14 protein-coding genes are annotated in these 22,653 nt (G+C 66.3%); 11 read left to right on the forward strand and 3 right to left on the reverse strand.

Features of this window, described 5'->3' with window-relative positions; genetic code table 11:
* Nucleotides 1-34: 34 nt before the first annotated feature.
* Nucleotides 35-3,643, forward strand: coding sequence for a hypothetical protein (locus tag JJB74_RS27170; RefSeq protein ID WP_200597427.1), 3,609 nt, complete (start codon nucleotides 35-37; stop codon nucleotides 3,641-3,643).
* Here the strand turns inward: JJB74_RS27170 and JJB74_RS27175 are convergent.
* Both JJB74_RS27175 and JJB74_RS27180 read right to left on the reverse strand, forming a co-directional pair.
* Nucleotides 3,595-4,482 carry an ion transporter gene (locus tag JJB74_RS27175; RefSeq protein WP_200597429.1) on the reverse strand — a complete coding sequence of 296 codons (888 nt, stop codon included), beginning with the start codon at nucleotides 4,480-4,482 and terminating at the stop codon, nucleotides 3,595-3,597. The genes JJB74_RS27170 and JJB74_RS27175 overlap by 49 nt on opposite strands.
* A 4-nt stretch (nucleotides 4,483-4,486) precedes the next feature.
* Nucleotides 4,487-4,813: a cupin domain-containing protein gene (locus JJB74_RS27180; protein WP_200597431.1), complete on the reverse strand. Its 327-nt coding sequence runs from the start codon at nucleotides 4,811-4,813 to the stop codon at nucleotides 4,487-4,489.
* A gap of 205 nt (nucleotides 4,814-5,018) precedes the next feature.
* Here JJB74_RS27180 and JJB74_RS27185 point away from each other — a divergent pair, with 205 nt between their 5' ends.
* The 7 genes from JJB74_RS27185 to JJB74_RS27215 all read left to right on the forward strand — a co-directional run bounded on the left by JJB74_RS27185 (nucleotide 5,019) and on the right by JJB74_RS27215 (nucleotide 12,165).
* A complete protein-coding gene (locus JJB74_RS27185; RefSeq protein WP_200597433.1) occupies nucleotides 5,019-6,050 on the forward strand; it encodes an SRPBCC family protein in 1,032 nt (343 codons plus the stop codon).
* Nucleotides 6,047-7,216: a zinc-dependent alcohol dehydrogenase gene (locus JJB74_RS27190; protein ID WP_200597435.1), complete on the forward strand. Its 1,170-nt coding sequence runs from the start codon at nucleotides 6,047-6,049 to the stop codon at nucleotides 7,214-7,216. The genes JJB74_RS27185 and JJB74_RS27190 overlap by 4 nt, the downstream gene beginning before the upstream one ends.
* Before the next feature lie 234 nt (nucleotides 7,217-7,450).
* A complete protein-coding gene (locus tag JJB74_RS27195; protein WP_200597437.1) occupies nucleotides 7,451-8,371 on the forward strand; it encodes a hypothetical protein in 921 nt (306 codons plus the stop codon).
* 186 nt (nucleotides 8,372-8,557) lie between these two features.
* Nucleotides 8,558-9,259, forward strand: a complete 702-nt coding sequence (locus JJB74_RS27200) for a hypothetical protein (protein WP_234484901.1) — start codon at nucleotides 8,558-8,560, stop codon at nucleotides 9,257-9,259.
* A complete protein-coding gene (locus JJB74_RS27205) occupies nucleotides 9,256-9,681 on the forward strand; it encodes a type III secretion system chaperone family protein (RefSeq protein ID WP_200597441.1) in 426 nt (141 codons plus the stop codon). The genes JJB74_RS27200 and JJB74_RS27205 overlap by 4 nt, the downstream gene beginning before the upstream one ends.
* Nucleotides 9,682-9,745: 64 nt before the next feature.
* Nucleotides 9,746-11,140, forward strand: coding sequence for an ankyrin repeat domain-containing protein (locus tag JJB74_RS34010; protein ID WP_200597443.1), 1,395 nt, complete (start codon nucleotides 9,746-9,748; stop codon nucleotides 11,138-11,140).
* 590 nt (nucleotides 11,141-11,730) lie between these two features.
* Nucleotides 11,731-12,165: an ankyrin repeat domain-containing protein gene (locus tag JJB74_RS27215; protein WP_200597444.1), complete on the forward strand. Its 435-nt coding sequence runs from the start codon at nucleotides 11,731-11,733 to the stop codon at nucleotides 12,163-12,165.
* A gap of 233 nt (nucleotides 12,166-12,398) precedes the next feature.
* Here the strand turns inward: JJB74_RS27215 and ettA are convergent, their stop codons facing one another.
* On the reverse strand, nucleotides 12,399-14,066 hold the full coding sequence (ettA, locus tag JJB74_RS27220; protein WP_200597446.1) for an energy-dependent translational throttle protein EttA: 1,668 nt from the start codon (nucleotides 14,064-14,066) through the stop codon (nucleotides 12,399-12,401).
* A gap of 135 nt (nucleotides 14,067-14,201) precedes the next feature.
* On the opposite strand from ettA, the gene JJB74_RS27225 reads away from it, so the two are divergent.
* The 3 genes from JJB74_RS27225 (at nucleotide 14,202) to JJB74_RS27235 (ending at nucleotide 22,653) form a co-directional block, all read left to right on the forward strand.
* Nucleotides 14,202-14,414 (forward strand): hypothetical protein, encoded by a 213-nt coding sequence (locus tag JJB74_RS27225; RefSeq protein ID WP_200597448.1) that lies wholly within the window; start codon nucleotides 14,202-14,204, stop codon nucleotides 14,412-14,414.
* A 9-nt stretch (nucleotides 14,415-14,423) separates the two neighbouring features.
* Complete coding sequence (locus tag JJB74_RS27230) at nucleotides 14,424-16,931, forward strand: ankyrin repeat domain-containing protein (protein WP_200597450.1); 2,508 nt, start codon at nucleotides 14,424-14,426, stop codon at nucleotides 16,929-16,931.
* Between the two features lie 160 nt (nucleotides 16,932-17,091).
* A complete protein-coding gene (locus JJB74_RS27235; protein ID WP_200597452.1) occupies nucleotides 17,092-22,653 on the forward strand; it encodes an ankyrin repeat domain-containing protein in 5,562 nt (1,853 codons plus the stop codon).

Below are 22,653 nucleotides of genomic sequence, written 5' to 3' on the forward strand. Positions count from 1 at the left end.
GGCGTCCTCGATTCTTTCCACGGAGGCGCACGCCATGACTCAGCCAGCATCATCGAATCGAACATCGACCAGTAATGGCCCGCGGGCACCTTCCACTTCCGGGCAGCCCGCGTCCGGGGCCGCACCGGCGCCGCACCTATCGCAGGCGCAGTCACAGTCGGAGTCCGGGCAGGGTGCGCTGACGCATGTGCAGCGCACCCTGCTCAACACCCTGTGCAGCCGCGCGCATGCATTGCGCTGGGGTGCAGGCGGCAAGGACGCGGCCACGCGTGCCGATGTGTTGGCCTTCTTCGCAGAGCTCAAGACAGGCGCCGCGCAGTTGCACGCGATCCATGATGCGCATCCGGCCGCGCCGGAACTGGCAAGCTGCATCAACGCGCTGGAGCAACTGCTGAAACGCTTCGTCCACGCATTGAAGCCGGAGGCCGAACACGGCCTGGCCGTCGCCGACTTCGATGTGCCCGCCCGCCAGGCCGTATTTGGCGCGCTGTCGGCGCTGGCCAATCCGGCCTGGCCGCCGCTGTTCAATCGAGCGCAACGCCGTGCGCTGCAACCGCTGATGCAGGACTTGTGCGCCACGCTGCTGCCGTCGGGAGCGGACTTTGCCGACGCGGCGCGCGCCGAAGCGCACTTGCCGCTGCTGAACTGGATCTGCCGCAGCGTGAAGAAGGACCTGCTCAAGCCCGACGGCCATATCGCCGCGCGGTTCGAAGGCGCCATCGGCGGCATCGTCGGGTGGATGGACGCTGACGATTCGACCATGGATTCCCATCACATCGGCGAATGCGCGGCCATCCTGACTACCGTCATCGATCGCGACCTGCTGGACCTGAAACGCAGGGACGAAGCCGCGCAGGAGCGCCTGGACAAATTCACGCGATGCGCGCTGCTGTTGTGCTCGGACCGCGCCTTCGCCGTGCTGGCAAGGCCGCCCGTCAACGGCGTGGCCGTGGTCAACCTGTGCAACTTCGTCAAGGATCTGGTCGAGAGGGGTTCGCTGTCGGTCGATCGCGCGCAGGCGCAACTGAAGCGCTTGCTGGACCTGATCGTCAGTATCCCGAACGAGACGATGAGCGGCGGCGACGGCCGCGTGCTGTCCAACGCCGGCAATTTCCTGCGCATGCTGCTCATGCGTGCGCCCGGGGATGGCGCGCAGCGAGAGGCCCACCGCCTGATGCTGATGCCGGCCTGCAAACGCGTGCTTGCAGCCCTGAACGCCGTTGCGTTCGGCGTCGACGCGAAGAATGCGCAATCGCTGTCGAACCTCGCTTCCTTCCTGCAGGCCTTGCACCAGCATGCGGTGTCCGGCGTCGCGGACGAGGAACTGGGCAGGAATTTCGTTGCCGCGCTCGACAAGCTGCTTGCGCGCATCCTGGCAACGCGTCCGCAGGCTTTCGACGATCGCCGCAACATCACGGGCCTGCTCGACGCGATCGCCTACCTGCAAGGCCAGAGGCTGTGCCGCAACTCGACTGCGCTGGAAGCCTTTCGCAGCGCTCTGCGCGCGCGCGAATCGGGGCTTCCCCGCGAGAAGGTCGACGCATCGGCGCCGCTGGAGTCGATGGATACGCAATTGCCGACGCTCAGCGCCGAGCCGGTGCTGAAGGCGGCGCCGACCGGGCCGGGCGATGCGTCGGGCGAGGCAAGGCGGCGCATCCCCGGGGAGGGCGCGATCGTCAAGCCGCTGCCGGCGTTCGACGCCGCGCAGATCGTGCCGGGCACCACCTACCTGCGTCCCACCGCGGGCCGCGGCAAGTTCGCCAGGGCGGACCGGGTGGAGGCGGATGCGTTCAGCCTGGCGGCGCAGGAAGCGCTGGTTGCCGGGAACGGCACGGGAAGCGGCGCCAGCGACGACGAGGAAGAACCGGCGCAGGCGCGGGGCAACGAGACCCGCGCCGCGATGGATGCGGGCAGGAATGCCAGCGCCGGCGAGCGCAGGGGAACCGGAGGCGCCAACCGCGGCAGCGGGAAGACCAGTGGCGAGGCAGGGAAAGGCGTGAAGACCAGGCAAAAGGACACCGGCAGGACGCGGCGTTCCCACTCCGCCCTGGCCGCGGACGTGGCCTTGCCGGCCATGGCCGTGCGCAATGCACCGGACGCGGACATGATCAGCGCCGCCATACGCAACGGCAATGCAGAAGGCGTCGAGCGCATGATGCAGGCGTTGAAGGGCAATCCGCAGAGGCCGCTGCCATTGCTGTCCGAAGCATTCCTCGCCGAAGCCGGCCGGGAGAAATTCCTCAACGATCGCGCGCGCGTGAAGGCCATGGAGGCCTATCTTGGCTTCCTCGACAAGGCGGACAAGGATCGCTTCGCGATTCAGCTTGGAAAAACCCCTGCGCTATCCTCGGCCATGCATGCATTGCTGGCTCAGCGCGGTACCGGCAAACGATACGGGCTGTCGCAATACGCTGGGCTCTTCAAGTCGCTTCAAAACGTGCTGTCCAATTCGACTGATCCGGATGAGGTTCTGCCCAAGCTGTCCGATGTCCTGTTCCAGGCCGACGAAGCCTGCATTGCAAAACTGGCAGAAGACAGGCTCGAATTCCCGGAATTGATCCTGAATGCATTGCTGTTACTGGAGGAGGAAGCGCCGACGGCCTGGTACCTGGGCGCCGTCAAGAAGACGTCATCGTGCCGTCAGCTCATGCGAAGGTTCATGCACACGGCCCTCAAGGACGCGCTCCAGAAAAACGCTCTGGAACGCCTGTTCAGGCAGATCGGAGCCGAATGGCTGCGTCAGCCTTTCGCTTTGATGGCACTGACCCCGCAAGGCGCCGAAGCGCCTTTCTACAGCTTCCCGATGAGCGCCATCGCCCATGCAAGACGGCCGGTGCTCGAGCTGATGCTGCAAATGGTGCCGAAAGTTCTCGCCGAGCGATACCTGTTCGGTTTCAGCGTGCTTTCGGCCGCCGTGCTGAAAGACGATGCGGATATGCTTTTGCACCTGCTTGCCGAGTTGCCCGCGGAGGTGGTGGATACGCTTGCGACCGAGCCCGTGTTGTCACCCGAAGAGGCGAAGTACAGGAGAGCCGGCGCCAAGGCGCTGGAAGTCAATCTCGTTACGCTTCCACGCTTCACGCTCGGCAGCATGCCCGGCTTCAATCTGCTGGCGCTCGCCTCCGGGTCTGCGGCCTTGCGCTGCCTGCGCGTACTGCTGCGCCATGACCATGGACGCATCGCCGTGCAAACCAGCCCTACGCATTGGGAAGAGATTTTCGCGTGGCCGGACCTGAAACCCGCGGTCAGGGAAATGCTCGAAGATTTCATGGTTGCTCACCTGTGTCGTTGCATCCCACACATCGGGAACTCTGCCGACTTGGCGCACTGGATGGAATGTGTAAGGCACCTGTTCTTCAACGCCAGCAGCACCAAGGGTATGGCCCCGGCCATGCGGTGCGCCGTTGAACACAAGCGCAGCGACCTGGCCAGCCTGCTGCTCAACAGCGCTACCCGCGCGCAGCTCGTTGCCTTGAAGAGGGAAGCCAACGCAAGCGACTGGGCCGGCGTTTTTCCCGGCATCGACGAGCCGATGCTGGCGGTGCTGAAGACCGTCGAAGCGCGGATCGATGCCGATGAGCGCGACGCCGCTGCTCATTCTTCCGCTGCCGCCTCCAGCCGCGCGCCGCAGTCCTTGCAGTAGCGCGCATCCGGCGCATGGCCGTCGCTGCCGCAGGCCGCGCAGCGACGGTCAGCGGATGGCAGGCTGCGCTGGGCAGCAATCTCCGAGCTGATGATGCCGGTCGGCACCGCGAGAATGCCCCAGCCCAGCAGCATTGTCACCGAGGAGATCGCGCGGCCCAGATCGGTCTTGGGCACGATGTCGCCGAAGCCGACCGTGGTTACCGCAGTGATGGCCCAGTACAGCGCTGTCGGTATGCTGGTGAAGCCGTTGGCCGGGCCTTCGACCGCATACATCACGGTGGCCAGCAGCAGCACCACCATGAACACCACCGACAGGAAGATCAGGATCTTGCGCCGCGCGGCCACCAGCGCGCGGCCGAGCATGCGGTATTCATCCACATACGAGGTCAGCTTCAGGATGCGGAAGATGCGCAACAGCCGCAGGATGCGCACATCCAGCAGCAGGTGCGCGCCGGGCATCAGCATGGCGAGATAGGTCGGCACCACGGACAGGAAATCGATGATGCCGAAAAAGCTGGTCGCATAGGCCAGCGGCCGGCGCACGCAGTAAAGGCGCAGCAGGTACTCGACGGTGAAGATCAGCGTGAACGACCATTCGAGCACATCGAAGATTTCGCCATGCCGGACTGAGAGCGCCTGCACACTGTCGAGCACCACCACCGTCACGCTGACCAGGATCAACGCGATCAGCACCAGGTCGAACAGGCGCCCGGCACGGGTGTCGGATTCGAAGATGATGCGGTACAGGTCCGCGCGCAAGCCGGGATGTTCGGGGCGGCCGTATTGGCGGGCCGGATTGCTTGTGGCGGGAGGCAGGGGGTCGAGCCTTAAGTCCATGGGGTCATCCATCACGATAGAACACGGCAAGCCAGATGCTGTCGGCGTCGGGAGCGGTCCATTCGACGCGGTGCCGCTCATGCGCAGCGATCAGCACATGACAGCCGGGCGTCATTTCCAGCATCCTGCCATCCGCAAAGCCCAGCCGCGCTGCGCCGGCAAGCAGCATTACCCATTCATGCTCGTCCTGGTCATACCAGAAGCCATCGGGAGAATGCTGCCCGTGCGACACGATGCGCTCGATGCGTAGCGAAGGATGCGCGATCAGCACCTCGATGATTTCTTCCGGCAGCGCAGAAGGCAGGTTCTGGAAGAAGTGTCCGTTATTCATCCGCGCATTATGCGTCAGATCAACGGCGCGCCGGATAGCACGAAAGGCATAGAACTCAAGGATGCGCAGCGTGGACTAATTTGCATGGTTGTTGCGGCGGCAATGCCGTAACGCCGGGAAACCGATATCAACCCGCGACATCAACATGCGATGCAAACACGCGCCGGGCAGCAACATGCGCTCGGCCGACAACATGGAGCCGTGCATGAATAGCACCAGCAATCTCACCCAAGCCCAGGACGGCGATAGCCAGGGCGGCGTCGGGCGTGACGCCGGCAGCGCCTTCGCCAAGCTGCCGCCAGGGCGGCCTTTCCGTTATCAGCAGGACGAGGACCGCAGCCTGTCACCCATTGCCGCCGGTCTCGGCCTGTTCGTGCTCGGGCTGGGCATCACCAAACTGCTCGCGCCGCGCACCGTATCGCGCACCAGCGGCGTGAATGCCGACGATGCGCTGATCCGCACTTCCGGCGCGCTCAATGTCGCCTCAGGCATCAACATCCTCAACGGCGGCAAGCCGGCGCCGCTGGGTTTGGCGCGCCTGGGCTGCATCGCGATGGAAGCCACGCTGATCGGCCGCGCCGCGACGAATGCCAAGTCGGCCGACCGCCGCAGCCGCATCGGCATCACCGCCGCCGTGATCGGCGCGGCCGCGGTGTTCGATCTGATCACCGCCGTGCAGCAGGGCTCGCGCCAGGGCATGGGCGAGCATCGCACTTCCTCCGGCGCGCTATCGATCGAGCGCTGCATCACGGTCAACAAGTCGCCCGAGGAGTGCTACAAATTCTGGCGCAATTTCGATAACTTCCCGCGCTTCATGCAGCACCTGGAATCGGTGCAGAGCACCTCGGCCACGCGTTCGCACTGGAAGGCCAAAGCGCCGCTGGGCAAGTCCGTGGAATGGGATGCGGAAGTCACCGTGGACCAGCCCGGCGAGCTGCTGGCCTGGCATTCGGTGGAAGGCGCGGATGTCGACAATGCCGGCACCGTGCGTTTCGAGACCGCGCCGGGCGGACGCGGCACCGTCGTGCGCGTGGACATGCAGTACAGCCCGCCAGGCGGCAAGACTGGCGCGCTGATTGCCAAGCTGTTTGGCGAAGAACCGTCGTTGCAGGTCGATGATGACCTGCGCCATTTCAAGCAGCTCATCGAGACCGGCGAAATCCCGACCACGGTCGGCCAGAGCGCCGGCCCGCGCGGCCCGATTACCCGACTGATCAGAAAAGGAGTTCCAGGATGAGAGCGGTTTGCTGGCATGCCCCCACCGATGTGCGCGTCGACACGGTGCCGGACCCGAAGATACTGAACCCGCGCGACATCATCATCCGCGTGACCTCCACCGCGATTTGCGGCTCCGACCTGCATCTGTACGACGGCTATGTGCCTAGCATGGAGTCCGGCGACATTCTCGGCCATGAACCGATGGGCGAGGTGGTCGAGGTCGGCAGCGCGATCACCAACTTGAAGATTGGTGACCGTGTCGTGGTGCCGTTTCCGATCGCCTGCGGCAACTGCTTCTTCTGCGAGCAGACGCTGTATTCCTGCTGCGAGAACTCGAACCCGAACGCGGCCATGGCCGAGAAGATGTGGGGCCATTCGCCGGCCGGCATCTTCGGCTATTCGCATCTGACCGGCGGCTATGCCGGCGGCCAGGCCGAGTATCTGCGCGTGCCGTATGCCGACGTCGGCCCGGTCAAGATTCCGGACGGCCTGGACGATGACCGGGTGCTGTTCCTGTCCGACATCCTGCCCACCGGCTACATGGCCGCCGAGAACTGCGACATCAAGCCGGGCCATACGGTGGCGGTCTGGGGCTGCGGCCCGGTGGGCCAGTTCGCCATCCAGAGCGCGTACCTGCTGGGCGCGGAGCGGGTGATCGCGATCGACCGCTTCCCGGAGCGGCTGCGCATGGCGCGCGAAATCTCCAAGGCCGAGACCATCAACTATGAAGAGGTCAACACCCTGGATGCGTTGAAGACCATGACCGGCGGACGCGGGCCGGACGCCTGCATCGATGCCGTCGGCATGGAAGCGCATGGCGTGGGCCTGATCGGCGCCTACGACCGCATCAAGCAGGCGATGATGCTCGAGACCGGGCGCCCGGTCGTGCTGCGCGAAGCGCTGATGGCCGCGCGCAATGGCGGCGTGGTATCGATACCCGGCGTGTACGGTGGCTTCCTGGACAAGATGCCGATCGGCTCGATGATGAACCGCTCGCTGACCATACGCACCGGCCAGACGCATGTGCATCGTTACCTCAAGCCGCTGCTGGAGCGCATACAGAAGGGCGAGCTCGATCCGTCGGTGGTGATCAGCCATCATCTGCCGCTGGAGGAAGCGCCGCATGCCTACCGCATGTTCCGCGACAAGCAGGATGAGTGCACCAAGGTCGTGCTCAAGCCCTAGTACCTGGTCCTGATACCCCTGGCAGCCTGTCATGGGCGCTGGAATGGACCTGTAATCCGCCGGCACGGGCCTGATGCAAGGGCCGTGCCGGCAAACCTGTGCGCGCTGCAGGCGTCAGCCCCTTCGCACGCACGCGCACTGCCGTGGAATACCAGTTGCGGCTTCAGGGACATTGCCGTGCGATGCACATCAAGCCGCGGCAACAAAAGCCCGCGCCACGGCACTCATGCCGCCATGGATACCCGAACCGCTTCCAGCCGTGCGAACGCGGCCGTTTTTTCGGCAAGTCGCGCGGCCGATCATGACGTCGCCGGCACGAACGGCACGCCCGATGCACGGCCGCGCCAGCAGGTGTCGCAATGGCACTACTCGCTGCAGGCGGCGGCGATCACCTTCAATGCCTTCAGCTGGCCGACCATCCTGTCGCCGCTGCTGCGTCCGACCGAGAGCATGGCCGCGCGCGCGCCGGGGCGCGCGATGCTGCGTTGCTACCGTCAGCGCAACCTCGCCGCCGGCATGATCTTCATCGACCAGATGCAGCCGCCGCAACGGGTGCGCTTTACGCCGGCGGCAAGTCCGGCGCAGGAAATGCTGGGTTACGCCATCGGCATGTTCTTCTACATCCCCTTCTTCGCGCTGCAAACCCATCTGACCAATGGCTGGTGCAGCCGCAATGGCAGCCGCGGCGAGGCCATGGCGCGGGCCGCGCGCGATGCCTGGGCCGGGCTGTGCCGCCGGCTGCCGCCTGGCGCCGGGCGCGAGCTGGCGCAGCGTTATCCGTTCAATTTCGTGCTGGCGCGGGTAGTGGCGCAAATGGCTTCGGTCGGCGTGGGCAGCGTCGTCGGCGGCGCCTTGCAGCGCGCGCGCGGCGCGACGCTGGAGCCGGCGCCGGCGCCGCAGCTGGCAGCGCCGCCCGGCCTGATGGAGCGCATTCGCGCCAACCCGGCAGCTTATGCGAGCGCCGCGCTGGGGTTCTCGTTCACCAATCGGATGGCCGTTCGCATCGACCGTGCCGCCGAGCGCGGCACGGCGCCATCCGCCGCGGCCGTGGCGCGCCTGACCACCGCCGTGGTGGCTGCCTGCGTTATCACAGCCATGGTGCATCCGCGCGACGCGCATCAGAGCGAAACGGAGCAGGCACCGGCTAAAGCTTGAGCTAGCTCAAATGCCGCGCTTTTCTTCGGCAGGCGCCTGCAGCAGCGTCAGACCTTGCGCTACTCAAGCCGCATGGAAAATATACGAACCCAGGGCGCGGGGCAGCGCGCCAAAGCTCCTGTTGCCAGTCATCGGGCCCGGACGTACGGCGAAGCGGTTCCCGTCGCTTCCCATGTCGCCCGCTCCATGTGCAACACCTTCCTTGCCTTCACGACGCTGACCGCGGCCACGCCGCTGTTGCCGCCGATGGTGCGACCGGCGCGCCTGCCGGTGGCGGGAATGATCTATGCCGACCTGCAGCAGCAACCGTCGGGCATCGGCTCCGCGCCGCGACCGAGTCGGCGGCAGGAACGCGTCGGCCTCATGCTCAGCCTGTTTCCCTTCATTCCTGCGTATGCACTACAAACGCACGTGAGCGAAACGTGTTGCGCCGATCCGCATAGCGCCTTTGCCCGCATTGCCAGGCAAACCGAAACGGCATGGAAGACGTTCTGGAGCGCGCGGCCCGGCGCCTTCGCCAGGGCAGCGGAACGCTATCCGATCAACTTCACGCTCGCGCGCGGCTTCTGGCAAATGGTTGCGGCCTCGGCCGGCGCTCTGCTGTCGGCGCAGTATCACCACAATCGCGGCGCCGAACTCGTCAGACGGCCGCAACCTCCCAAGCCGCCGACCTTGTCGCAACGCGTTGCCCGACGGCCGGAAACCTATGCGCAGGCCGGGCTGCTGTTCTCGGTGCCGGCCATGATGGACTCGGCATACGGACGCAGTCTGCTGCAGACATTGCATGTGCCACGCAACGTATCGAATGTCATTGGCACGTTCACGCTGGTGGCGGCGGCGGCCAAGACTTCGGTCATCGTGCGCGGTGAGCGCAATGAGCACGAATGACGCGTGACTACATGGCCATGCTCAGGCGGTTATGCGTTTTGGCCGGCGTGCCGGACGCGGAGCACGAGCCGGTGCTGCGGCAGGAAGCGATGATGATCGCGGAGCTGCCGGTGCTGTTCCAATTGGACGAGGCATCCGGATTCGTGAAGCTGCATATCGATGTCGGCATGCCGACGCCCGCGACACTGCCCGCGCTGTGCCAGAGCCTCTTGGAGGCGCAATTCAACCTGCCGCCGCCGTTCGCGATGCTCTCCGCGCTGCATGCGCCCTCCGGACACATGGCGCTGATTGCCTGCATGCCCCTGTGTCGCGAAGACGAGGATTGCGAGACCAGCTTCGAATTCCTGCAGGCCTGCGTGCAGGCGGCATTGCTGCTCAGGGAAGGCATCGAGACCGGATGTCGCAACGAGCTCGCATGGTAGGACCGCATGGGCGCCGCTGCGCGCAGGGCGCGGCCATCGTTTTTCCTTCTGCATGGCGGCCCGCGTGAAACGCTCGGCGAGCAGCTCCGCTGGCGAGTCGAATGCGGGCGACGGCCATGCAATGGCGGAACAGATCACGAACAGCGCCCGCCAGGCGGCGCGTGGCGGCACCCCCGAACAGGCCGTGCTGCCGGACGCGCCCGCGGAAGGCACCAGCCGGCCTAGCGTGAATGCCGCTTCGCCGCAAGGCCGGCGCGTGCTGACTTTCACGCTGGGCGGCATGGGCGGACGCGGCCACGGCGCCATCGCGTTCCATGAACGCATCGGTGCCTTGCCGTATTCGTCGGCCGCGGCAGGCCCTGTGATCGATCCCCTTCCGCAATATGTGCCACCGCCGAAAGCCCCGCCGACCGAAAGGCCGATCCCGGCGCAGGTCGCCGCGCCCGGCGCGTCGAGGGCCGCCATGAGCGAGCATGCCTTTGCCTGCTGGCGCCATGTTTTCCCGGCAGTCACCGAGATTGCGCGCGTCGATTTTGCTGAGTTCGCCGCGCGGCATGTCCGCGAGGGCATGGATGCATGGCTGAATGCGCGTCTGAAGCTCGAGGAAGACCAGCGCATCCGCTTTCTGATGGAAAGCCTGCCGCATGTGATCGAGGCGAACTGGAGCGCCGCCGTCGCGCTGATCTTTCGCGAAGCGCCGCTGGACCGCCTGCAGCGCATGGTGTGGCCACGCGGATGTCGTCTCGCGCATCTCGCGCTTCGCTTCGGTGACAAGGAACTCGTGCGCACCGTGCTCGCGCAGCATGCTGTAAAGGATGCGTTGACCGACCTGGACCGGGATGGCATGACGCCCCTGCATCTGGCCGTCGCCGCCGACGACGCGGAAGCGACCGGCACCATGCTCAATTGCCATCGTCTTGCCGATGCGCTCGTGCTGAAGCCGAATCGAGATGGCTGGTTGCCGATACACCTTGCCGCCCGCGCGGGCGCGGAGCGCGCCGGCCGCCATCTCCTGCTGCGCCAGCAGCTCATCCAGCGGAGCGCCACCGTCGGCGGCGACCAGCGCACGATTCACATCGCGGCGATGCATGGCCGCACCCGCTTGGTCAAGATGCTGCTGGCCGAGCATGCGCAAAGCCAGCTGTGCGCCGTGGATGCCAACAAAAGAAACGCACTGATGCATGCGGTGCGCTGGGGCGCAAGCGGCGTCGTCAAGGAATTGCTGGCGGTGAGTTCGGCATTGCATGCGCAACTGTTTCAGCGCGATGTGGATGACCTAAACGCGCTGCAGCATGCACAGGCGGCTGGCAATCAGGAGGTGCTCGGGCAGATCGAGGCGGCAATGCGCAAGGCGTTCCCCGAAAGCGAGCAGGCGCCATTGTGGCCCATGAGCGCGCCCACGCCGCAGGGTGGCGAGGACGAGAAGAGTGCGCTGCAGACGCAGGAGGCGCAGCAGTAGTGCGCCGAAGCGTTCAGGTGCCATGACCTCGGAACATGCATCGGCACAGCGTTGCCAGGTAGCTCCAATTTTTCAGGAGGCGTGCCGATGAAACGTACCGGTTCCCGCAAGGATCGTTCATCTGACACGGTGCAGTGCTTGGTCCATCATCAGCAGTTGGCCAATATGGCGAATGCCGCGCAGGGCAATGGTCAGAATCCAGGCAATGCGCCCCGGCTCTGGACGCCGCCGCTTCAGGCGCTTGGCACGGTAGCTGGCATGCCGTCCCTGTCTCCCGCCATGCCGCTTTTGCCACTCAATCAGCCACCGCAATGGCGGCAGCGCAGGCCGGGCAGCACAGCGTCTATGCCTATGTATACCGCGCCGCTTCCGGCCAGCATTGGCCAAGTGCCGCCGGCAGCGCCCGGGACCACATGGAGCGGTGCGTGAGGATGGAGATCGCAAACGGTCCGGAAGCATGGCATCGTGAACTCGCCGGGAAGGCGGCAGAGGAACGACTCCGTTTCGGTCTCTTGACTATCGATCGTCTTGGGGAGCATTGGTGTCCGCGCCTCTAAAACTGGCGCGACGTATTGTTCGAATGCTGCAACATGGCGGGGCTGCAGCGACTGCTCGTCGAAGGATGGTCAAACGGCGGGCCGCTCATTTCGCTGCTGGTCGAATTCGGATTCAACGCGCTGCTCGCCGAAGCGCTCAATATCGACGCCGGACAGGCTACCTTGCTCACGCCGGATCAATCCGGAGACACGGCATTGCATGTCGCCGCCGAATATTCCAACGTCGAGGCCGCGCGGCTGCTCCTGAGTTTCGACGATGCGCAGGAGGCGCTCAGGATGGTGCACAACTTCGAGGGCAGGTTGCCGATTCATCGGGCCGCCCGTTCCGAAGCGCCCGAGATCGTCGCATTGCTGCTTGCCCTGAAGGGAGAGGAGCAACGCCTGGCTGCGGCAGGCGCTTTGGGCAGGCTACCGATTCATGAAGTTACCAGCGGGTGCAAGCCGCATAAGACGCAGCTGCCCAAGTGAGGTGTTCCGTTCTGGACGCCGATCCTGAGCTGCAATGGAGACCTTGCCGTCGTCAGAATCGAGCAAGTCGAGCAAGTCGAGCACATCAACTACCAGCGCCGGCCCCGCGCCAGCGGTCAATAGCGGCGCACTATCGCCTATGCCTTGTCCGCCGCTGCTGGGAGAAAACACATGGCCGTTTGCCGAAGAGGGATCCGAAGCGCCCGATTTGTGAGCGCTTCATTCCAACGCACTTACTGGTGCAGCGGCTTGTAGCGGATGCGCTTGGGCTTGGCGCCTTCCTCGCCGAGGCGCTTCTTCTTGTCGGCCTCGTATTCCTGGTAATTGCCGTCGAAGAACACCACTTGCGAATTGCTTTCGAAGGCGAGGATGTGGGTGGCGATACGGTCCAGGAACCAGCGGTCATGCGAGATCACCATCACGCTGCCGGCGAATTCGAGCAGCGCATCTTCCAGCGCGCGCAGGGTTTCCACGTCGAGGTCGTTCGACGGTTCGTCCAGGAGCAGCACGTTGCCGCCCATGAGCAGCGTCTTGGCCAGGTGCAGCCGGCCGCGTTCGCCGCCGGAGAGGTTGCCGACCACTTTCTGCTGGTCGCTGCCCTTGAAATTGAAGCGGCCGAGATAGGCGCGCGACGGCATCTCGAAGCGGCCCACGGTAAGGAGGTCCGCGCCCTGCGACACGTCTTCGAACACCGTCTTCCTGTTGTCGAGCTCGTTGCGCGACTGGTCCACCAGCGACACCTTCACCGTCGGGCCGACGACGATTTCGCCCGAGTCCGGCTGCTCGCGTCCGGCGATCATGCGAAACAGCGTCGACTTGCCGGCGCCGTTCGGGCCGATGATGCCAACGATCGCGCCCGGCGGCACGCGGAACGACAGGTTGTCGATCAACAGGCGATCGCCATAGGCCTTGCTGACGTTCTTGAACTCGATGACTTCATTGCCCAGGCGCTCGGCCACCGGGATGAAGATTTCCTGGGTCTCGTTGCGCTTCTGGTATTCGTATTCGGACAGTTCGTTGAAGCGGGCCAGGCGCGCCTTGCTCTTGGCCTGCCGGCCCTTCGGGTTCTGGCGCACCCAGTCGAGTTCCTTCTTCAGCGCCTTCTGGCGCGCGCTCTCGGTCGCTTCCTCCTGCTTCAGGCGGCCTTCCTTCTGCTCCAGCCACGAGCTGTAATTGCCCTTCCACGGAATGCCGTGGCCGCGGTCCAGCTCCAGGATCCATTCGGCGGCGTTGTCGAGGAAATAGCGGTCGTGGGTGATGCCGACCACGGTGCCGGGAAAGCGCTGCAGGAATTGCTCGAGCCAGTCCACCGATTCGGCGTCGAGATGGTTGGTCGGCTCGTCCAGCAGCAGCATGTCCGGCTTGGATAGCAAGAGCCGGCACAGCGCGACGCGGCGCTTCTCGCCGCCGGAGAGCACGCCGATCTTGGCGTCCCACGGCGGCAGGCGCAGCGCATCGGCGGCGACTTCCATCTGCAAGTCGAGGTTGCCGCCATCGGCCGCGGCGATGACGGCTTCCAGGCGCGCCTGCTCTTCGGCCAGCGCATCGAAATCGGCGTCCGGCTCGGCATAGGCCGCATACACCGCCTCGAGCTTGGCCTGCGCTTCGAAGGCTTCGCCCAGGCCGCCCTCGACGGCCTGGCGCACGGTCTGTTCCGGGTCGAGCTCGGGTTCCTGCGGCAGGTAGCCGATCTTCAGGTTGGGCATGGGCACCGCTTCGCCTTCGATGTCGCGGTCGATGCCGGCCATGATCTTCAGCAGCGTGGACTTGCCCGAGCCGTTCAGGCCGAGCACGCCGATCTTGGCGCCGGGGAAGAAGGAGAGGGAGATGTCTTTCAGGATCTGGCGCTTGGGCGGCACGATCTTGCCCACGCGGTTCATCGTGTATACGTAATTTGCCATGGCGATTGCAGGGTTCGCGAAGAAAGGGGGTTGAGGATAACCGATGGCGGCGACAGGGTACAGCGCGGAACCGGGAAGCCTGGCCATGCACTCAAGCACGCCCAATCCAACCGCATTCCTTCCGAAAGGTCCGCCATGTCGCGACATGTCAGCCACTGTCCCCGCTGCGCTTCCCCGTCTCCGGCCATCAGCGGCAGGGACGATGGACACGGCGGTCCTGCAACGGGCGTGCCGCGGGTCTCCGGCGAACGCGCATCGCACGGCGATGCCATCCTGCTCGAAGCGCTATGCGCGCAGCTCGCCGATGTGCGCTTCGACCAGCCCGATTCATGGCAGCAGTGTTTCTGAACGCTCGACATGTGCCGCCAGGCCCTGGCGCAGACCGCACGCGCCCGGCCGCAGTCGCCATGGCCGGGCGAGCTGGCGCAATGCCTGGCGCGCTTCCTCGACGAGGCCGAGCGCCAGGTCGCAAGCGGCGCAATCGATTTGCGCACGGCCGGCGACGAAGCCGTTGCGCTCGTGTGCAAGGGCCTGTGCATGCTCTGCGAGCTCGTCGACGGCGGCCTGTACAGCGCTGAACAGATCGGCAGCCTGCGTGCCTTCGCCACCCGCCTGTGCCCGCACCTGGTTGAAGGCATCCTCAAAAAGGACATCGCGATCAGCGCGGAAGGCGCCGCAGCCACGCTGGCGCTGTTGACCTGGTTTTGCAACGGCGTGCAGTCCGGGCTCCTGTCGGCCGATGACGATGTCGTTCGCGCGGTCTCCGCAGCGACGCCGCAGCCGCTGCTGGCGCAAGCCGGACTGATACCGCCGGGCGGCCAGCCGGCGGCATTGACGAGCGCGCCGGCCTTGCTTGCGCATGGCGGGCCGCCGTTGTCGACCGCGGCCACATCCATGCCCACGCACACCACGTCGACCAATGGATCGCAGGGACCGCAGGGACCGCAGCGCATGGCGCTCGCGCCGCAGGAAATGGACTTCGCGGCCCTGGTCGATGCGGCCGGCAAGGGGGACGATGGCGCTTTCGCCCTTGCTCTGAGCGCGCTCGATGGCGCGACCCTGCGGATGTTTTGCGCGCACGCGGGTGGCAAGGCGCTGGTGCGGGCCGCCGAGGCCGGGCACGGCGACATCGTCGCGCGATTGCTCGCTGCCGGCGTCGACACGCATGCCCAGCCTGACGCGGCCGCAAGGGCGCTGCTGTGCGCAGTCAGGCATGGCCATGGCAAGGTGCTCGATGCCTTGCTGCGCGCCGGCGGCGCGGCCCTGGCGCGGCAGGAGCTGGAGGCGAACCGCACCGCGCTGGTCCTGGCCGTGCAATATGGCCAGGTCGGGATACTCGAGCGCCTGCTGCGCTTCGATCAGACGCTCGTCGCGCAGATCCTCAGCGATGGATCGACGGCGCTGCTCCGCTCGGCCAGCCTGGCTTCGGAACACAGGGAGGCATTGCAGGACGTCAACGTCGATATCTGGAAGCTGTTGCGACAAGCCGGTGAAAACCTCAGCCTGCTCGATCGTTCCACGCCGCCGTCATCGGGCGCGAAGGCGACCCGGCGGCAGGCCGCGGCCGGCGGCAGGCAAGGCAGCAGGCAAGGCGGGCCGAACATGCTCCTGGAGGCTTTCGGCAATCGCGATGTGGTTGCCATGCGCAAGCTCCTGCGCACGCCGGCCGGCAAGGCCTGGGCGCGCGAAAAGGTGCAGGACGGCTGCAACAAGCTGATGGTGGAAGCGCTGCGCGGCGACGCCCGCATGATGGAAGCCCTGCTCGAGGTGGACGATGGCGCGCTGGCCAGGGAACTGTCGGTCAGGGGCAGCAGTGCGCTGATGATGGCGGCCGGCGCGGGCAACCTCGACGTGCTGAAACTGCTGCTGAAGTTCGACAAGGGATCGCTGGCGTGGCAGACCGGCACCCTGGGCGGCATGAATGCGCTGATGATGGCGGCGGTAAACGGTCAGCTCGCTTGCGTGAAGGTGCTGTTGGCATGGAAGGGCGGCGCGCTCGCCGCGCGCGACGCGCTGACGAACACGGGCGAAAACGCCCTGATTCTCGCGGCCGCAAAAGGACATGCGGAGGTGGTCAGGGTTCTGCTGGCGCATCAGGACGGCGCGCTGGCGACGCTGTCCACGCCGACAGGCCACACCGCGCTGAGCCACGCCGCCGAGCGCGGATGGACCGACGTGGTGCGCCTGCTGCTGGGCTGGAGGCAGCGCCAGCTCGCCCTGCAAACCACTTCCAGTGCCTACACGCCGCTGCTGCTGGCGGCGCGCGAGGGCCACGCCGACGTGCTGGCCTGCCTGCTGCCGAGCTGGAACGGCGCCGCGCTGGCGCAGGCCCGCCTTCCGGATGGCAGGAATGCGCTGATGCTCGCCGCCGAGGGAGGCCACGACCAGGCCATCGATACGCTGCTCGCCGCGGGCATGGACCCGTGCCTGCAGACCGACGCCGGCGCAACCGCGTCGGCGCTCGCCGCGCGGGGAGGGCATGGGCGCGCCGCCGATGTCCTGTTGCGCGCGGAAGGCGCGGCGCTGTTGCGGCGGCAGTTGCGTGCAGGGCGGCCCGCGCTCCTGGCGACATCGCAAAACCAGGCCGGAGCAAACCATGCCGGAGCAAACCATGCCGGAGCAAATCCGGCGCCGTCGGCGCGCATGGACGATGGCGGCACGAATGCGCCTGCCGCCATGCCCGCCATTCCCGCCATTCCCGCAATTCCCGCAATTCCCGCCATGCCCGCCATGCCGCAATCCACCGGGCACGCCGCAACCGCCGCACCGGCAGGCGAGACGCTCCGCAGCGCAGGCGCATCCGGCGTGCCTTCAGCCGGGCAAGCCAAAGACATGGCGCTGCCAGCGGTATCCCGGCGCGACTGAGGAAGGGAAGAAGCCCGATGCCGGCCCGTTCGCCCGGGCGGCATCGGCGCCGCACGCACGGGTGTGCGGCGCGAGGAACCGCGCATGGGCATGGCGCACTCATGCAGCGTGCCCATTCCCCCGGTTCCCCCGTTTTGCAGCCCGTCCAGAAAGGTCTCCCATGCAACTCAATTACTCAGGCATGTCTTCCCGCCAGCCGCCAGCTTCGCCGCCCGCGGACGATGGTCGAAACATGCAGCACGATGCCGCGCAGTCGCCAGCGCTGCACGAGCAGGCCGGTCATCAGGCATCGACATCGGCAACGGCAACGGCAGCGGCAGCGGCAGCGGCGCGCGCGGGGCATGATGAGTCCGGCTGGACGGCGGCAGACGATGCCGCGCTGCTGGAATCGTTGTGCACGTCTCTATCCGGTCCGCGTTTCGACGGTTCGGGGCAATGGGAAGAATGCTTCAGGGATTTGGCGTATTGCCGCCAGGTGGCCGCGCGCGCGGCCCATGCGCATGCGCCGCCGAAGGCGCTGGCCGCGCTGGCGCGCGCACTGCCGCGCTTCCTCGATGAGTTCGAACGCCATGTGGCGAGCAAGGCAATCGATCTCGACGCCGCCGGCGCCGATACCGCCGCGCTCATCTGCAACGGCCTGGGCATGCTGTCAGAACTCGTCGATTGCCGCGTGTGCAGCGCCGCGCAGGTGAAGTCGCTGCGCGCGGCCGCCACGCGCCTGGGCCCGTTGCTGGCGCGCTGCGTCGGGCGCGGCGGCGTGGCCGGCGACCGGGCGCAAACCACGGCCACGCTGGCGCTGCTGACCTGGTTCAGCCGCGGCCTGAAAGCCAGGCTCCTGCAATCCGATGATGCCGTCATCCGCAAGGCCTTCGGCGAGGCGCTGCAACAGATGCCGGCGTGGGCGAAAAATCCCGCCGCGCATGGGCTGGACGCACAGCAGCTGGCGGCCTGTTTCGTGGGGATGAACACGGTGCGGCAATTCGAGCTGCTGCCGCTTAAGGGCGAGAACAGGAAGGCGCATGCGGCGCGCGCAAGCTTCCGGGACACGCTCGAGGCCCTGTGCAAGTGCGCGCCGGCGCTGCTGGCGCATGGCGGCGTGGGCATCGCCAACCTCTGCAACACCCTGAAGGACTGCCTCGATGCCGGCTTGCTGCCGAAGTCCACGCATGGCTGGCTGATGCCGCTGGTGACAGTGCTGCTGGAACGCATGCCGCACACCGCGCGCGCGGAGCTGCTCGCGCGTGGCGGCCAGGTACTGGCCAATTACAGCAATTTCCTGCGCATGGTGTTCGAGCTGAAACTGCACGAGGAAGCGGCCTTCGTCGGCTGCGCCGTCGGCTACAGGGAGGCGTGCGCGCACCTGATCGAGATGCTGCGCCATCCGGGCTTCCGGCTCGACGGCGATGGCGGCCAGTCGTTGGCCAACCTGATGAGCTTCGTCAGGGCGATGGCGCGCATGGAAGTCAAGGCCAGCGAAAAGCGCAAGCCGCTCGCCGCGCAGAATGAGGAAACCGCGCGCGATCGCGCGTTGCTGAAGGCGGCGGCGCAGCAATTGCTCGCGCTGGCGCAGAAGCAGGATGAAAGTCGGCTGTCGCCGATCAGCCTGGGCGGCATGCTCTCGGCCATCGGCTACCTGCGCGCCTGCGGTCTTGCGCCGGCCGACGCGTGCGACGCGCTCGCGCAGCGCCTCATCCATGCCATTCCCGACTGCGAATCGGGGCGCTGGGATGGCGCCACCACCGCGCTGTGCCTGCGCGCCATCGTCGAGCTGCCGCGAGGCGATGCGCACGCTGCGCCGGCCATGAAGCTGGCGTTCGCGCACCTGCTGCGACTGCTGCAGGCCAGCGATGTCACGGACGACACGCACCGGCTGTATTGCCTGCAGGCGCTGCGCCTGGGCCTGCGCGAGAAATGGGTGACGCAAGACGCGGCCCCGTGGCGCCAGGCGGCAAGAACGCTGCTGGGCTGGAAGGGCGCGGGCGAACCGGGTGCGGGCGACGTGGAGGCGGCCATCGCCGGCCTGGCGCACCGGGAAGAGGCCGCGCCCATCGTGCTGGAAACGAGCGTCGAGGCGCCGGCGCCGCAGCCCTTGCCGGGTGAAGTCGGCTGGGTGCCGCCGGGCGGCAAGCTGGCCGCGCTGTCGAGCGCGCCGGCGCTGCGGCCGGAGGGCGCCGCGAAGCCTTCCACCACCTACCGCGCGCCCGTGGACACGAGCGCGCAATCGTTCGTGCCTTCCAACACCACGACCACGCCTGCCTTGTCCGCCGGTGCCAGCGTGTCCACGGCATCGCAGGCGCCGCGCGCCAGGCAGGTCGCCGGCGGCGATTTCCACCAGCCTGCCGCCGATCCGGTTACCCGATGGTTCGAGCTGGCCAGCAGCGACAGAAGCGACGACGCCACGCTGCAGGCGCTGCGCGCGCTTGCAAGGGAAAAGCCGACCCTGATCGGCGCGGTCGACGGCGCAGGCAACAGCGCGTTGTATTACCTGATCGTGTCCGGCAAGCGCCAGGCCATGGCCTGGCTGATCGAGCAGCCGGGCTTTGCGCTGGGCATGTCACTGGAGACATTCGATGCCCGCATCGACAGCGCGCTCTTCGGTTCAAGGAACTGGAATGCAGCCAGGCTGGCGCGCGAGGATTTCGACGCCGCGGCGCGGCGCCTGTTCGGTGGGAAGGATGAAGAGGACGAGGAGCCGCGCGACGAGGTTCGACACGTGGCGCCGGCGAAGCCCGCATCCGCTGCCGGGAAATCGCGCAAGCGCAAGGCTGGAAGGGGCAAGGTCGAAAAGCGCGCGCAAGCCGGGGCAGCTTCGCTTCCAACCGAATTCGCGTGGTCCGGAGCGGCGGCGCCGGGCCAGCCGCATCGCACGGCCAACGCGCTCGACAGCGATGCCGACAGGATCCAGCAGGCGTTCCAGGATGGCGATGCGGCCGCCGTGCGCAGGCTGCTGCGCTCGGAGGCTGGACGGGAATGGGCGCGCTGGCAAAGCCCATCCGGCAGCAACCGCTTGATGTTGGCCGCTGCCAGCGGCAATGCCAGGATGGTGGAGGCCTTGCTCGACGTCGACAACGGCGCGCTGGCCGGGCAATTCGACGCGGCAGGAAACAGCGCCTTGCTGTTTGCCGCCGGAGCCGGGCGACTGGAAGCCATGAAGATACTTCTCAAGTTCGACAGGGGCCGGCTGGCCCTGCAGAAAAACACCGTGAATGGCAGGAACGCGCTGTTGCTTGCGGTCGAGGGCGGCCATCTGGACTGCGTGAAATTCCTGCTTGCCTGGCAGGGCGGCCTGCTGCTCGGCTCCTGGCAGAGCAACTTCGGCGTGGACTCTCCGCTGGCCCTTGCCGCTTCGAATGGGCACGTGGACGTGGTCCGCACGCTGATGGATCACAACGACAGAAGGCTTGCCCGCCATTTTCACGATTACGGTCTCACCGCCGTGATGCAGGCCAGCTATCACGGGCATGCGGATGTGCTGCGCGTACTGCTGGGCTGGCGGCAAGGCGCGCTGAACGTCGCCGTCGGGGGAGTTTTCGTGGCGCTCAATTCCACGGCCGAGAAAGGTCACGACGAGGCGCTCGGCGTTCTCCTGGCGTCGCTCGACAGCGCCATGCGGACGCGGTTCTTGCAGCAGCAGGCTCCCGCCCTGCTGGCGCACGTGGCAAGGGAAGGCCATCTCGGCGTCTTGCGGCGCCTGCTCGATGCCGGCCTCGATTTGCGCGCGTGCGCGACGGAAGCCGCATCGGCGTTGACGCTGGCCATACTGAACGACCATGAAGATGTCGCCGAGGAACTGGCGCGCGCAGGCGGCCCGGCGGTGGTGCGGCAAAAGGTGGATCTGCCGCAGGTGGGATATACCTTGCACCGCCGTGACGGCAGCGCCGCATTGGAAATGGTCAGGCCCGCGTCCACGACGCAGGGCGTGTCGCCGGCCATGGCGCCGGCTGCATCGCTTGCGACACCGGGCTTGCTGGAGCATGCCTACCAGAGCGACGACGTGGCCGCCATGCGCGGGTTGCTGCGCACGCCGGCCGGCAAGGCATGGGCCTGGGAATGCAGGGAAGGCGGCGTCAACGCGTTAATGAATGCGGCTTTTTCCGGGAAGACGCGGATGGTCGAGGTCCTGCTTGAAGTGGACGATGGCGCGCTGGCCGAGGGCGTGTCCATGTATGGCAGCACCGCGCTGCTGCTCGCAGCCGGCATGGGGCATGTGGAAACCGTGAAGCTGCTGCTCGGCTTTGGCAACGGGCGCCTGGCGCGGTACAGGAGAGCCTCCGATGGCATGAACGCGCTGATGATGGCGGCGGTGCGCGGCCAGCTGGATTGCGTGGGGCTGCTGCTGGCGTGGAATGGCGGTCAGCTCGCCGCGTCCGGCGAGCTGACCTGGTCCGGGGAGAATGCCCTGATCCTCGCGGCGAAAGAAGGGCATGGGGACGTGGTCCGGATGCTGTTGAACTTCGAGGACGGCGCGCAGGCAGGCGTGGTGACGCGAAGCGGCCAGACGGCGATGACGTTTGCCGCCGAATACGGCAAGCCGGATGTGGTGCTGGCGCTGTTGGGCTGGCGCCAGGGCAGCCTGGCGCTGACGGCGAACCCTCAAGGCTATACGCCGCTGCTGCTCGCGGCAAAGGAAGGGCATTTCATGGTGCTGGCCTTGCTGCTGCAAATACCGGGGGCCGGTGCGATGCTGGAGGCTTGCTTGCCGGACGGCAGAAACGCGCTGGCGCTGGCTGCGGAAAACGGATGTTTACTTGCGGTCAAGACCCTGATTGACTACCGGATCAACACGCGCAAGCTCACGCAGTCCGGCGAGAACGCGCTGATGCTTGCCGCGAAAAACGGGCATGGGGAAGTGGTCAAGGCATTGCTGGCAGCGGATGGCGCGGCATTGATGGGGCAGACGTCGCGTACGGGTGAAACAGCGCTTGGTTTGGCGAAAGCAAACGGCCATGTCCAGATTCATGATTGCCTGCTTCGTTATGCTCGGGAAATATCTCAGCGCACGGTAGAAGCGAAAGTGCCAGTCCAGCGCTCAGGTTCCATGCCGGGACAGCAATCCGGTCCCGCCGCCGATGCCGCTTCCGCACTCCGGCAGAGTCATCGCAGCGACGATGCAAGGCCGCATACGATGCAGGCCAAGGATCTGATGCAGCCCGGGGCGCCGCTGAGTCAGTCTTCGCCCCAGCCGACGTCCGGCTACCAATATGAAGACGGCGAAGATCCTGCGGACGCGATACTGAACCCGGCCAGCCTGAATAAGTTGTTCGCCAAGATTTCATTGCCCGATTTGATAAAAAACGATGAATTGATATCCCGACTGGAAAGCGTCGCGGGAAACCGGAACTTGGCAGCGCCGCAGACGATGCCTGGTCACACGTCGGTCGATGTGGCGGACTTCAACCTGTTGAGAGGCACCAGGAACGGCATTCAGACGGCGCTGCAGAGCGGCGATACCGCTTGGCTGGCCGTGCTGCTGGATCGCGCGCAAGCTTTCATGCTCCCTTCGGCCTTCGCACGGCTCCTGGCCGGCTTGCAGCGTCCCCCTGCTGACGCTGCACACAGCGCTGCGCTTGCCATGATTGATGTGAAGCAGGCGGTCGTCCACGCGCAGCGGGTAAATGCCTCGATGGATAAGTCGCTGGCGCAGATCAGTGGCGACAGGGAGAAGGACTTCGATTTCGTCGCGCGCCATACAGCCGCGCCGAAGGAGCGCGGCGACAGCTGA

It is taken from the genome of Noviherbaspirillum pedocola, assembly GCF_016632335.1.
Classification (GTDB): Bacteria; Pseudomonadota; Gammaproteobacteria; order Burkholderiales; family Burkholderiaceae_D; genus Noviherbaspirillum_A; species Noviherbaspirillum_A pedocola.

Coding starts and splice junctions, on each gene's coding strand:
- JJB74_RS27215 (WP_200597444.1), top strand. CDS start 11,731: ATGGCGGGGCTGCAGCGACTGCTCGTCGAAGGATGGTCAAACGGCGGG.
- JJB74_RS27205 (WP_200597441.1), top strand. CDS start 9,256: ATGACGCGTGACTACATGGCCATGCTCAGGCGGTTATGCGTTTTGGCC.
- JJB74_RS27230 (WP_200597450.1), top strand. CDS start 14,424: ATGTGCCGCCAGGCCCTGGCGCAGACCGCACGCGCCCGGCCGCAGTCG.
- JJB74_RS27185 (WP_200597433.1), top strand. CDS start 5,019: ATGAATAGCACCAGCAATCTCACCCAAGCCCAGGACGGCGATAGCCAG.
- ettA (WP_200597446.1), bottom strand. CDS start 14,066: ATGGCAAATTACGTATACACGATGAACCGCGTGGGCAAGATCGTGCCG.
- JJB74_RS27170 (WP_200597427.1), top strand. CDS start 35: ATGACTCAGCCAGCATCATCGAATCGAACATCGACCAGTAATGGCCCG.
- JJB74_RS27175 (WP_200597429.1), bottom strand. CDS start 4,482: ATGGACTTAAGGCTCGACCCCCTGCCTCCCGCCACAAGCAATCCGGCC.
- JJB74_RS27235 (WP_200597452.1), top strand. CDS start 17,092: ATGCAACTCAATTACTCAGGCATGTCTTCCCGCCAGCCGCCAGCTTCG.
- JJB74_RS27190 (WP_200597435.1), top strand. CDS start 6,047: ATGAGAGCGGTTTGCTGGCATGCCCCCACCGATGTGCGCGTCGACACG.
- JJB74_RS27225 (WP_200597448.1), top strand. CDS start 14,202: ATGTCGCGACATGTCAGCCACTGTCCCCGCTGCGCTTCCCCGTCTCCG.
- JJB74_RS27200 (WP_234484901.1), top strand. CDS start 8,558: ATGTGCAACACCTTCCTTGCCTTCACGACGCTGACCGCGGCCACGCCG.
- JJB74_RS27195 (WP_200597437.1), top strand. CDS start 7,451: ATGGATACCCGAACCGCTTCCAGCCGTGCGAACGCGGCCGTTTTTTCG.
- JJB74_RS27180 (WP_200597431.1), bottom strand. CDS start 4,813: ATGAATAACGGACACTTCTTCCAGAACCTGCCTTCTGCGCTGCCGGAA.